The sequence below is a fragment of the Selenomonas sp. genome, from assembly GCF_057272215.1.
Genome location: NZ_DBHIUY010000011.1, coordinates 15,783 through 28,844, shown reverse-complemented (window position 1 = coordinate 28,844; position 13,062 = coordinate 15,783). Strand labels below are relative to the sequence as shown.

The window sequence follows — 13,062 nt, the reverse complement described above, 5'->3', positions numbered from 1 at the left end:
TCTCGTTTCATCCGTCGTTTTTAAAACAAAAATCCGCACGCTGCCTCTGTGTTCGGCAATGTGCGGATTTTTTGTTTTGGGTTTACTTTTTCAAACTGCTGACGAAATTTTGCAGTTCTGTGATGATGTCGCGCACGCGAGAGAGGTTGGCTGTAATTTCTTCTGTAGAAGCAGCCTGTTCTTCGCTGATAGCGCCCGTCGATTCGATGGACTTGGAAATTTCCGTGACCGATTTATTCATCTCGGAGAGAGTTTCTTGAATCTTCTCTGTGGCTGTGCGGGATTGCTCGGCGAGCTTGCGTACCTCTTCGGCGACAACGGCGAATCCTCTTCCCTGTTCACCGGCGCGCGCCGCTTCGATGGCGGCATTGAGTCCAAGAAGATTCGTCTGTTGGGCGATCTCGTTGATGAAGTCGATGACCTTGATGGTTTCTGCATTGCGCTCTTGGAGCGTACCCGCCTGAGCGACGGAGTCTTGTCCGATGCGTGCAAGCTCACTGGCGCTGTTGGCGACTTGCTCAATGGATTGGTAGACAGTCTCCACCGAATTGGCGATGTGGTCGATGCTTTCGGCGATCTTGTTCAGCGTGTCACTGATCTCGTAGCTCGAAGAAAGAACGATAGGAACGTCGCCGTTCGGTCCCGTAACAGGGACTGCTGTGATATAGACCGGTACGCCATAAACATTCGCGTCGAGTGCGGAAGATGTTTTGCGGCGTTCGTTAAATGCCGTCTGCACCATAGGAATGCCGCGCACGGAATCGCCGGGGGCGCTTTTGATTTGCAGGTTCTTCGCCGGAGCGACATCGAGAATCATCTCAGGCGACGATATGACGAGCCGCGTGTCATCGGGCAAAATGGGGTTCAGATAGGGCAGTACGAGTTTGAAAGCGTCGATGAGCTGTTCGTTTGTCTGGATATTTTCCGGCAATGCCATAGGGGAGACATCCTCTAAATCGTCTTTATACTTACATGCAATAAGAGTGTGCAGTTTATTTGAGTTCTTTCACGAAGCATTTCAAATCTTCGATGATATCACGCGAGCTTGAGAGACTTGTCGTGATTTCCTGCGTGGATGCAGCCTGTTCTTCACTGATGGCGCCGGTCGATTCGATGGATTGGGAGATCTTCATGACGGCTTTGTTCATTTCGGAAAGGGTCGCTTGGATTTTCTCCGTAGCGGTGCGCGACTGTTCCGCCATCTTGCGGACTTCCTCCGCGACGACGGCAAAGCCCCTGCCTTGCTCACCGGCGCGTGCAGCCTCGATGGCGGCATTGAGACCGAGGAGGTTTGTTTGCTGGGCGATGCCGTTGATGAAGTCGATGACCTTGATGGTTTCTGCGTTACGTTCCTGCAAAATGGCAGCTTGAGCAACGGATTCCTGTCCCGATCTGGCAAGTTCGTCAGCGCTTTCTGCGACTTGCTGAACGGAAGCGTAGACGGTCTGTGTCGCTTCCGAGATGCGCTCGATGTTTTCGAGTACGGTTTCCGTAGCGCTGGGACGGAAACCGCAGGCGACGACGCCGATGACTTCACCGTTTATACCGAAGATCGGCGTGGCGGCAGTCCGCAATGCAACGCCAGCGACTGAGGCGTCCATATCGACGAACGCGGTGTTCCGGGTGCGAACCGCTTCTTGGAGTACCGGATGATCGACCATGGAATCTCCCACGTTCAGCGGGATGGAAAAACTCTTGGCGGGTACGAAAGCAAGGCAATTCGTTCCATCGGAAAGAACGGATGCGATGTCAGCTTCCACGACTTCGTTCAGATAGGGGAGTGCGGCCTTGAACGCATTGATGATGTCTTCATTTGTCTTGATGGTTTCCGGCAGAGCCATGAAATATTACCTCCTCAAAAATCGGGGAGTAGCGGTTTCGCGCTCTGTCCGTCGCGATTGCATTACTCCTTAGGCCGAAAGACGAAAAGTCTTCCTCGTGTAAACTTTCGTTTCTACTTTGTAATGTTTCTATGTAAAGCGTGAAATCCCTGCTCTCTAAAAGAAGGAAGTCATAGGAATTTAAGAAAAAATCTCATATATTTAATAAAATAAGAAAAATATCCTATGCTTTTAATTTTACGGCAAGGTGCGGAAACAGTGTCAGGCTGCGATGGAGGATACCGTGCAGATGCGCGATGAGTATGCCGTAGTTCGTCATGGGGACGTCCTGGTCTTTGGCGCATTTCATGCGGTAAAGCATTTCGCGCGGATTCAGCATACAGCCGCCGCAATGGACGATCAGGTGATATTTTTGCAAGTTTTCGGGGAATGTTTGACCGCTCGACGTTTCGAAACGGAGTTTTTTCTGCGTGTATTCGGTGAGCCAATGCGGGATTTTCACTGTGCCGATGTCGTTGCATTGACGGTGGTGTGTACAGCCTTCAGAAATAAGCACCGTGTCGCCGTCCGCGAGGCGCGTGAGTGAAGCGACGCCGTCCACGGCAGCGGCAAGAAAACCTTTGTAACGCGCCATAAGGATGGAAAACGAGGTCAATGGTACGGTTTCGGGTATGGCAGCCGCAGCCTTTTGGAAGATTTGGCTGTCGCATATAACGAGGTCTGGCGCTTTTTTTAAACGATTGAGCGCAGCGGTGATTTCCGTTTCCTGACAGACGAGGGCGAGTGCATTTGCCTCAAGGATGTCGCGAATTGCCTGTTGCTGCGGCAGGATGAGGCGACCTTTTGGCGCGGCTTTGTCCATAGGGGTGATGAGCAGCACGAGATCCTGTGGGAGAAGCAGGTCGCGCACGAAGGAGCGCGGCTTTTCCTGCGGAATGCGCTGACCGAGCTTTTCTTTGAGCGCTTCGATGCCGCGCCGGTTCACGGCGCTGACGCAGAGGTCGGTTTCTGGACAGGATGCGGCGGAACTCGTTCCATCATCGCATTTATTTCTTACGATTAGATAGGGGATATTTTTCTCTCGGAAGATTTTCAAAAGTTCTTGATCGGCAGACGTGATTCCAAGGATGTCGTCGAGGACGAGGACGGCGATGTCCGTCTTATTCAATATGCGGCGCGTTCTCTTGACGCGCAGATCGCCTAAGGCGCCTGTATCGTCGAAACCGGGCGTGTCGATGAGCAGGACGGGGCCAAGCGGCAGAAGTTCCATCGCCTTGGTCACGGGATCGGTCGTCGTGCCTTTTTCGGGAGATACGACGGCGACGTCTTGGGCGGCTATCGCGTTGATGAGACTGGATTTTCCTGCGTTGCGGCAGCCGAAAAAGCCGATGTGCAGGCGCTCGCCTGCAGGTGTGTCGTTGAGGTTCATCGTTGGTTCCTTTCTCGTTTCTATTTGTTTTGCAGGTTTTGCATGGCAAAGAGCGCCTGCCCGACGGCGATCCCGCCGTCATTCGGTGGAATGAAGCTGTGCCTGAGGACGCGGAAGCCGTCGGCTTCCAATGCCTCTTGTGTCAGACGCAGCAGAAGGGTGTTTTGAAATACGCCGCCGGTCAGAGCAGCTGTCGTGCAGCCGGTCGTCGCACGCGCTTTTTGGCAGGCGGCGGTGATGGCGGCGGCAAGCCCGCGATGAAAGGCAAGTGCGAGAATATCGCTTCTTTGCCTTTTGCGTCGTCCCTGCAATAGACGGCGGAAAAGTTCGTCCGTCTTGAGCAGGAAGCGGTTGTCCGTGATGGTGAGCGAGCTTTCTGATGCCGCCGCTTTTAATATGCCGTCTGCTTTCCATGCGGTAAGAAGCGCATCCGCCTGTGCTGTCTCTTCATTCTTTTCGGCAGTTTCAGCGGCGAATTGCAGGTACATGGCGGCTTCTCCCTCGTAAGTGGAGAGGCTGCGGATGCCGAGCAGGGCGCTCACGGCGTCGAAGAGCCGTCCTGCGCTCGTTGATACCGTTGTGTTTAAGCCGTGTTCTCGTTGGAAAATAACGGAAGATGTTTCCTTTTCCGTCGCGAGATCGAGTTTTTGACTGAGGGAGAGCGCGTCTTTCGCGCCGTAGAAAGAATGGAGCAGGGAGACGGCGATGCGCCAACCTTCTCGCGCAGCAAGATCGCCGCCCGTATGGAAGAAGGGGGCGATGGAGCCGAGCCGCCGGAAGCTGTACGTCGTCGCGAGCATGATTTCGCCGCCCCAAATCGTATCGTCCGTACCGTATCCGGTGCCGTCGAAGCTCACGCCGATGACGGGCTGCAGATGATTGTTTTCTGCCATGACGGAAAGCACATGGGCGTAATGATGCTGCACTTTGACGATGGGGATGCCAAGGGTTTCGGCAAAGCGGCTCGTCTCGTAGCGCGGATGCAGGTCGGCGGCGACGAGGTCGGGCGTTATGCCGAGGAGCCGTTCCATGCGCGCCAGCGATTGACGCAGCGCCTGCATCGTGCGCAGATCGCCCATGTCGCCGATGTAGGGGGAAGGGTAGAAGAGTGCATTTTTGGCAAGACAGAAGGTGTTCTTGCGTTCGCTGCCGATGCCGAGGACAGAACCTTGAAAAGCGGCGGAAATCATCAAGGGAAGCGGCGCATAGCCGCGGCTCCGCCGAATCATGTACGGCGCGTCTTCATAGAAATCCATGACGCTGTCGTCGGCACGCAGGCGGATTTCTCGGTCGTGCGACAAGATGAGGTCGGCGATGGATGAGAGAGCTTCGAGCGCGTCGTCATCCGTGCGGCAGATCGGTGCGCCCGAGGGATTGCCGCTCGTCATGACGAGGCTGTCTGTGAAGCCGTCCAGTTCATCGGGCAGGGAAAAGAGCAGAAGGTGCAGCGGCGTGTAGGGCAGCATGACGCCGAGTGAAGGCATCGCGGGCGCGACGTTTGCGGCGATCGTGCCGCCGCTTTTTTTCGCAAGCAGTACGATGGGCTTTTGATGGTTGTCGAGATGCTTTTCCTGTGCGCTAAGGATGCGGCACTCGCGATGCACGGCAGCGAGATCGCGCAGCATGACGGCAAAGGGTTTTTGCGGTCGGTGTTTGCGCTCGCGCAGCTTTTGTACGGCGGCTTCGTTTTTTGCATCGCAGGCGAGATGGAAGCCGCCGATGCCCTTGACGGCGATGATGCCGCCCGCTTGCAGTACACTTCTTGCGCGTGTGATCGCGGCATGATCTTTTTCCGCACAGCCTAGGATGTAGACGCGCGGACCGCAGGCATTGCAGCAGACAGGCTGCGCATCGTAGCGGCGCGTTTCGGCGTGGGTGTATTCGAAGCGGCAGGCGCCGCACATGGGAAACGCCCCCATGCTTGTGCGCTCGCGGTCATACGGCATGGCGTCGAGAATCGTGAGCCTTGGACCGCATGAGGTGCAGTTGATGAAGGGGTGGAGGTAACGACGGTCGTTTTGGTCGAAAAGTTCCGACTGGCACTCGGGGCAAATGGCGATGTCCGGCGAAACGAAGACGTCACCGCTTTCGCCGCTGCTTTCGATGATTTGAAATTCGGAGAATGTCGGGGCGTTGGTAATGCGCTCTTGCAGGAGCTTGAGGATGACCGCTCGTGCGGGCGGCGCAGTTTCTATTTTTTTGCGAAATTCTTGCAGAGCTGCGTCCGTGCCCTGGGCGCGAACCTCGACATAGGAGCCTTTGTTGCAGACATCGCCTGTGATGCCGAGCGCCTCTGCCGTGCGGCTGACAAACGGTCGGAAGCCGACACCCTGCACGATGCCGAAGATTTTTATTCGATACGTTTGCCATAGGTTTTTTCCTGTCATGCAGACGCCGCCTTTCTATAAAGCAGTTCTTTTAGCGATTATACCACGGCGGCGGGAAAAGTTCCTGCTTTTGCGTGTGCGTAGAGAATTTGACGGGAATTTTGCTGGACAAGAAAGGAAGAATATGCTATGCTATCAGCATAAAAGAATACTTTGGCAGCGTCGCCGTATAGCTTTGTTTTCCGTCTGTGTACGGAAGTATTGCTGTACGGTTTTTTACGTTTGATTTGCAGCGTAAGCAAACTGCCTGTGTGAGAAAAGGATGGTTGAAATGGAAGATTTGTTGTATGTGATTCCGGCGAACTCCCCGCGAGAAGAGATCGTTCGTCTTTTGAAAGCGCATCCTGAGATCAAATTTGTTTCTCTCGTTGGCATTGATCTCGCGGGCAACGATACCGATGAGAAGATACCGATGCGCATTTTTCTTAAGGATATGGATGATTTCTACAATGGTACGGCGGTGCAGACCGACGGCTCTTCTGTTGTTTTGACGGGGATCGCCATCTTGAACAACGCGAAGGTCGATATGCCGATTGACCCGGAGGCAAACTGGTTCGTTGACTACAATCTTGAGCATTTCGACGAGGAAACGGGCAAACCCGTCGGCACGCTGCGCATTCCGTCCTTTCTGATTCACGACGGCAAGCGCGTCGATTCGCGCGCCATCTTGAAGGATACGCTGGTTTATCTGAAAAAAGAACTCTTGCAGATGTTTAAGGAACACCCGCATGTCTCGGGACTTGAGCATATCGACGGCTCAAAGATCGTCGATTTTCAATTCACTTCGGCAACCGAATTGGAGTTTTGGGTCAAGACGCCGCTCGAAGAGACGAACGTCGAGGAACTTTCGGCATCGCAGGTCATGCAGGAGCAGTATTGGCAGCGCACGCACGGCGCTGTGCGCACGGCGTTGGAGCAGGCGGTCATGCTGCTTGACCGCTATGGTTTGCAGGTCGAGATGGGGCACAAGGAGGTCGGCGGTCTCAAGGCGCAGATCGACGAGTCGGGCAAGATGACGCATGTCTGCGAGCAGATTGAGATCGATTGGCGGTTCTCTGATGCTTTGCAGGCGGCGGACAATGAGCTGATTGTGCGAACGATGGTACGCGAGGTGTTCCGTGAAAACGGTCTTGAGGTGAACTTCAAGGCGAAGCCGATGATCGGCCTTGCGGGCAACGGCGAGCATACGCACTTTTGCATCGCTGCCGTCATGGACGACGGCAAGGTGCACAACCTCTTCACGCCGCAGGATATGAAGAAGGACTACTTGAGCGCCGTTGGCTACGGTGCGATCATGGGTCTCTTGAAGAACTACGAGGTCATCAATCCCTTCGTGTCGGCGACGAACGATTCGCTCAATCGCTTGAAGCCCGGGTTTGAAGCGCCCGTCTGCATCGTCACGTCGCTCGGCTATACGCCGGAGATTCCATCGCGCAACCGCACGATTCTCGCGGGACTCATTCGCGATATGGGAAATCCTTACGCGACGCGTTTTGAGCTGCGCGCCTGCAACCCGTATTCGAATATATATCTCGTCTTGGCTGCCGTATATTCCGCCGTGCTCGACGGCGTAAAGACGGCGGTCCATCATACGACGCAGGAGCTGTTGGCAGAGCTTTCGAAAGAAGCGGGAGCAGAGGGCTTCTATCTTGAGAAGGATCGCGCTTATCGAAGCGAGGTGGATGTTTTCGAGGATTATACCGACAATGAACGCAGCCGCCTTTTCGGCGCACCGCCGGCAACGGTTTGGGAGAATATGCAGGGGTTCGATAACTATGCGGAGAAGGTCGCTGCCATCACGGTCGGCGGCGCTCTGCGTCCGCAGATCATCGAAGCGTTCAAGGCGGGCGCCCTCCTGCGCTGGAAAACAGAGCTTATCAGCCGCATCATTCCGGAGAACCGTGACATTGTGCGCAAGGCGAAGGAAGTGCAGGCGACTTTCGTGACCGATCAGGATTCTTACAACTGGAACAAGATCAACGGCATCCGCTCCTATCTGGCGAAGGACAGCATCGACGAGAAGTCGCTCTTCACGCTTCTCATCAAGGCGCTGAACGAGGGGGACTATGCTGCGGCGTCGAGCCTGCAGGTGGAGATGTACGATAAGATCGAAGAGCTCAAGTCGCTCTACGACGCTTATGTAAAGAATATGATTTGACGGCTCACTGCCAACAGAAAAAGCGCCTTCACGGGCGCTCTTTCTTTATCAATAAATGTGGTACGTTTTCCAGGGTATCTGCTCGATTTTCACTGTTTTCAAGAAATCGACGATGTCCTTTCTGCCGTAATAGCGCGGTTTGCCGGTCCGATCCTGTGACATCAAGACGATGGGCATGTTGCGGAAAAAGGGTGCGATCTCGCTGCGCAGCGATACGGCGCGCGCCGTATACTGCGTGACGTGGGGTTTGACGACGATGATGGCGAAGGTTACGCCTTGTTCGATGATGACGGCGCCTTGAACTTTGATCATGCTGTATCTCCTTGTGCAATTTTGAAAAATCGTAGAAAACGATGCGGAATCAAACCATATTTTCATTGTAAAAGACTTCGGGAGTATTGACAATCCCCAATAAACGGAGTTAATATAAAGATGAAAACAACATATTGTTGGAGACAGGCGTCGCAAGACTTAATAGGGAATTCGGTAGAAGCCGGAGCGGTCCCGCCACTGTAAGAGGAGTCCTTCATACAGAAGCCACTGGAGAAATCTCTGGGAAGGCATGATTGGACGATGAATCTGAGCCAGGAGAACTGCCTGTTTTGACAATCACCGTTGGCGCGTTCCGCGCTGATACCTGCGAGCGATGGGTAGGGGATTTTGCCGTGTTACGGCGGGCTCTCCGGCGCAGATTTGCACCGGATTTTTTATGGAAAGAAGATGTTCTGCGGAAATGACAGGCAGAAACATTTTTAAAAAGCCCGTTCATCAGGATGCAGAAACCGCCTTTTCCGCAGGGCGGTTTTTTTGTTGTGTTCCGTATTATTTTTAAGGGAGGCTGTGGAAGTATGAGCAATGAAACAAAGGGACAAGACGAGAATCTTGACCTGCAGGCCATCTTGAAGAAGGCCGAACAGCAAACGAGTTTCCCCGATGTGCCGCTCGACGAATTCGAGCCGCCGACGTATGAGGAGTGGAAAGAGGCCTGCGTCGAGCTGTTGAAGGGGGCGCCCTTCGAGAAGAAGATGTTCACGAAGACGTACGAGGGCATTACGTTTGAGCCGATGTACACGCACAAGATGGCGGATGATATCCTGCCGAGAACGGATTTTCCGGGCATGGACAATTTCCTGCGAGGTGCGCGTCCAAACGGCTATATTGAGCAGCCTTGGGGCATCGCGCAGTCGTGCGATGAGACGCTGCCGGAGGAGAACAACGAGCTGCTGCGTCATGAGGCGGACACAGGCTCGACCATTTACAACATCCGACTGGATTCGGCGACGCTTCTCAACAAGGATGCGAAGGATGCCGATAAGATCGGCGATGAGGGATGCAGCATCACGACGGTTGAGGATATGCATACGGTGCTCAACGGCTTGAAGCTTGATCGGCGTCCGCTTTACATCTATGCAGGCGCTTCCTCTTTGCCGATGCTTTCTCTCGTCGCGGCGTCCGTCAAGTCCGACGGCGGCGATCTTGCAAAGCTCAGTGGATTCGTGGGAGCGGATCCTTTGGGCGAGATGATTCAGCGCGGCGAGAACTATGCCGCACTTCCGCAGCTTTACGATGAGATGGCTGAGGCGGCTCTTTGGGCGAAGCAGTACGCGCCGAAACTCAGGACGGTCATGGTGCGAAGCGATGCTGTTTCGCGCGGCGGCGCCAATGACGTGCAGGAAGTCGCTTCGACGCTCGCCGTCGGCGTTGCTTACCTGCGTGCGCTCATAGAGCGCGGTCTCACGGTGGATGAGGCGGCAGGGCAGATGATGTTCGGCTTCTCGATGGGAGCGAACTTCTTCCTGCAGATCGCCAAGCTGCGCGCGGTTCGTCCGATCTGGGCGCAGATCGTCAAGGCGTTTGGCGGCGGCGAGGAAGCGCAGCGCATTCATGTTCATGCGCGCCCCGCTTTGTTCTTTAAGACAATTTATGATCCTTACGTTAATATGCTGCGCAATACGACGGAGATTTTCTCAGGCGTCGTCGGCGGACTTGATTCTTTCGAGAACGCCCCGTTTGATGAGCCGATCCGCAAAGGCGACGAGTTCTCACGCCGCATTGCACGCAACGTGCAGATCATGCTGCAGGAAGAATTCGGCTTGATGCAGCCGATCGATCCAGCGGGCGGCTCTTGGGCGGTCGAGACGCTGACGAAGGAGATTCAGGAAAAGATCTGGGCAGAGTTCCAGACGATCGAGGGCAAGGGCGGCATCGTCAAAGCGCTCGAAGAGGGCTATGTGCAGGAAGAGGTTGCCAAGACGCTCGAAGCGCGTTTCAAGAGCCTTGAACTGCGCAAGGATCGCATCGTCGGCAATAATATGTACCCGAACATGACGGAGCAGCTCCTTGACCCGCGCACGGAAGATACGGCAGAGCTTCTTGCAAAGCGCACGAAGGATGTCGAAGCCTATCTTGCCGATGTGGATGAGGCGTTCAAGAAGGATTGCCTCGCAGCCTTGAAGAGCGCGGGCAAAGGTGAGAAGGCGGAAGCGGCTGTCAAGGCGGCGAGAGCCGGCGCGACGATTGCGGAGCTTCGCGAGGCGCTGCAGACGGATGCGGCGGCGGAGAAGATCACCGCCATTGAAGCGCACCGTTGGAGCGAACGCTACGAGGCGCTGCGCCGCATCACAGAGGAGTACCGTGAGAGCCACGACGGCGACAACGTGAAGGTATTCCTTGCGAATATGGGGCCCATTCCGCAGCATAAGGCACGCGCCGATTTCTCGACGAGCTTTTTGCAGGTCGGCGCTTTCGAAGTGCTCTTGAACGACGGCTTCAAGACGACGGACGAGGCGGCAGCCGCTGCGAAGGAGTCGGGCGCCGACGCCGTTGTCATTTGCTCGACGGATCCGACGTATCCCGAAATCGTGCCGGAGCTTGCACCGAAACTGCGTGCGGCGCTGCCTGATGCGACGATTTTCCTCGCGGGCGCTGCGCCGAAAGATTTGGAGCCTGTCTACCGCGAAGCGGGCGTGGATGACTTCATTTCCGTGCGTGCCAACTGCTACAAGACGCTGCAGATGCTGCAGAAGAAGAAAGGAATGATTCAGTGATGGCACAAAACCCTGATTTCACGAAAATCAATCTTGAGGGTGCGTCTGCCCATCAGGATGCGGATTGGCGCAAACGCCTTGAGGCTTCGACGGGCATGAGCTACGATTCGCTGATGGAGGGCACGATGGAGAAAATCCCCATCAAGCCTTTTTACAACCACGATGAATACGACCACATGAACCACTTGGAGTTTGCGAGCGGCATACCGCCGTGCCTCAGAGGTCCGTACTCGACGATGTATGTGTTCCGTCCTTGGACGGTGCGCCAGTACGCGGGCTTCTCGACGGCGGAAGAGTCGAACGCATTCTATCGCAGAAACCTCGCCGCAGGACAGAAGGGTCTTTCCATCGCGTTTGATTTGCCGACGCACCGCGGCTATGACGCCGACAACCCGCGCGTCATCGGCGACGTCGGCAAGGCGGGCGTTTCGGTTTGCTCGATGCTGGATATGAATATTCTTTTCTCGGGCATTCCGCTCGATCAGATGTCGGTTTCCATGACGATGAATGGAGCCGTTCTGCCGATCCTTGCGTTCTTCATTCAGTCGGGCGTCGAGCAGGGCGTCGATAAGAAGATCATGGCGGGTACGATTCAGAACGACATCTTGAAGGAATTCATGGTGCGCAACACCTACATCTATCCGCCGGATATGTCGATGCGCATCATCGGCGATATCTTCGAATACACGACGAAGTACATGCCGAAGTTCAACAGCATCTCCATCTCGGGCTATCACATGCAGGAAGCGGGCGCGACGGCGGATATCGAGCTTGGCTATACGCTGGCGGACGGTCTTGAGTACATCCGCACGGGCATCAAGGCGGGGCTTCCGATCGACGCCTTCGCAAAGCGTCTGTCGTTCTTCTGGGCGATCGGCAAGAACTACTTCATGGAAATTGCCAAGATGCGTGCGGCGCGTGTCCTCTGGGCAAAGATCGTCAAATCGTTCGGCGCGGAAAATCCCAAGTCTATGGCGCTTCGTACGCACTCGCAGACTTCGGGCTGGTCGCTTACGGCGCAGGATCCGTTCAACAACGTCGCGCGCACGGCGATGGAAGCGATGGGCGCGGCTCTCGGGCATACGCAGTCGCTGCACACGAACGCGCTCGACGAGGCGATCGCTCTGCCGACGGACTTCTCGGCGCGTATCGCACGCAATACGCAGCTCTATATCCAGGACGAGACGAGCGTATGCAAGATCATCGATCCGTGGGGCGGCTCCTACTACGTCGAAGCTCTCACGAACGAGATCATTCGCCGCTCGTGGGCGCATATTCAGGAAGTCGAATCCCTCGGCGGCATGGCAAAGGCGATTCCGACGGGTCTGCCGAAGATGCGTATCGAGGAAGCCGCGGCGCGTCGTCAAGCGAGAATCGACTCGGGCAACGAAACGATCGTCGGCTTGAACAAGTATCGCTTGGAGAAGGAAGATCCGCTGGAAATCCTCGCGATCGACAATACGGCTGTGCGTCAGGCGCAGGTCGAACGTCTCGAAAAACTGCGTGCGAACCGCAACGAGGACGATGTACGCGCTGCTTTGGAAGCTATCACGAAGGCGGCAGAGTCGCGCGACAACGGCAACCTCTTGGAGTGCGCGGTCGAAGCGGCGCGTGTGCGCTGCTCGCTCGGCGAGATTTCGGACGCTGTCGAGAAGATCTCGGGTCGTTATCAAGCGGTTATTCGTACGATTTCGGGGGTCTACTCCTCAGAGTTCACGGATAAGACGGAGCTTGACAAAGCGCGTGCGCTCGCCGATGATTTTGAAAAGCTCACAGGTCGCCGTCCGCGTATCTTCGTCGCTAAGATGGGACAGGACGGGCATGATCGCGGACAGAAGGTCATCGCCTCTTCCTTCGCTGATATGGGCTGGGACGTCGACGTCGGACCTCTGTTCCAGACGCCGGATGAAACGGCGCAGGATGCCGTCGACAACGACGTCCACATGGTCGGATTCAGCTCGCTGGCTGCCGGGCATAACACGCTTTTGCCGGCGCTCGTGGAAGAGCTCAAGAAGCTCGGGCGCGAGGATATCATGGTCTGCATCGGCGGCGTTATCCCCGTGCAGGATTATGACCACCTCTATGAGAACGGCGCGGTCGCCATCTTCGCACCGGGAACGAACATCCCTGAAGCGGGCATCAAACTCTTGAAACTCTTGATCGGACGTGCAAAGGAAGAAATGGCTGCGGGGTAACGACC

Annotated in this window: 8 protein-coding genes and 1 riboswitch; of the genes, 3 read left to right on the top strand and 5 right to left on the bottom strand. The window is 55.5% G+C overall.

Annotation, left to right across the window (positions count from 1 at the left end):
- Nucleotides 1-82: 82 nt before the first annotated feature.
- From ACO5Z0_RS09960 to hypF, 4 genes are all read right to left on the bottom strand, one after another.
- Nucleotides 83-937, bottom strand: a complete 855-nt coding sequence (locus tag ACO5Z0_RS09960) for a methyl-accepting chemotaxis protein (protein WP_485650182.1) — start codon at nt 935-937, stop codon at nt 83-85.
- Nucleotides 938-992: 55 nt separating this feature from the next.
- Nucleotides 993-1,841 (bottom strand): methyl-accepting chemotaxis protein, encoded by an 849-nt coding sequence (locus tag ACO5Z0_RS09955; RefSeq protein ID WP_485650181.1) that lies wholly within the window; start codon nt 1,839-1,841, stop codon nt 993-995.
- Nucleotides 1,842-2,064: 223 nt separating this feature from the next.
- Nucleotides 2,065-3,270 carry a [FeFe] hydrogenase H-cluster maturation GTPase HydF gene (hydF, locus tag ACO5Z0_RS09950; RefSeq protein ID WP_485650180.1) on the bottom strand — a complete coding sequence of 402 codons (1,206 nt, stop codon included), beginning with the start codon at nt 3,268-3,270 and terminating at the stop codon, nt 2,065-2,067.
- A gap of 20 nt (nt 3,271-3,290) precedes the next feature.
- Nucleotides 3,291-5,657, bottom strand: coding sequence for a carbamoyltransferase HypF (gene hypF, locus ACO5Z0_RS09945; RefSeq protein WP_485650179.1), 2,367 nt, complete (start codon nt 5,655-5,657; stop codon nt 3,291-3,293).
- Nucleotides 5,658-5,928: 271 nt separating this feature from the next.
- Here hypF and ACO5Z0_RS09940 point away from each other — a divergent pair, with 271 nt between their 5' ends.
- Nucleotides 5,929-7,815: a glutamine synthetase gene (locus ACO5Z0_RS09940; RefSeq protein WP_485650178.1), complete on the top strand. Its 1,887-nt coding sequence runs from the start codon at nt 5,929-5,931 to the stop codon at nt 7,813-7,815.
- A 48-nt stretch (nt 7,816-7,863) separates the two neighbouring features.
- On the opposite strand, the gene ACO5Z0_RS09935 is transcribed toward ACO5Z0_RS09940, so the two are convergent.
- Entirely contained in the window at nt 7,864-8,127 is a 264-nt protein-coding gene (locus ACO5Z0_RS09935; protein WP_485650177.1) for a hypothetical protein, read from the bottom strand.
- 128 nt (nt 8,128-8,255) lie between these two features.
- Nucleotides 8,256-8,430: riboswitch (cobalamin riboswitch) on the top strand.
- A 233-nt stretch (nt 8,431-8,663) separates the two neighbouring features.
- Here ACO5Z0_RS09935 and ACO5Z0_RS09930 point away from each other — a divergent pair.
- Together ACO5Z0_RS09930 and scpA are read left to right on the top strand one after the other, a co-directional pair.
- Nucleotides 8,664-10,862 carry a methylmalonyl-CoA mutase family protein gene (locus ACO5Z0_RS09930; protein WP_485650176.1) on the top strand — a complete coding sequence of 733 codons (2,199 nt, stop codon included), beginning with the start codon at nt 8,664-8,666 and terminating at the stop codon, nt 10,860-10,862.
- Nucleotides 10,862-13,057 carry a methylmalonyl-CoA mutase gene (scpA, locus tag ACO5Z0_RS09925; protein ID WP_442673245.1) on the top strand — a complete coding sequence of 732 codons (2,196 nt, stop codon included), beginning with the start codon at nt 10,862-10,864 and terminating at the stop codon, nt 13,055-13,057. Before ACO5Z0_RS09930 ends, scpA begins: the two co-directional genes overlap by 1 nt.
- The last annotated feature ends 5 nt before the right edge of the window (nt 13,058-13,062 follow it).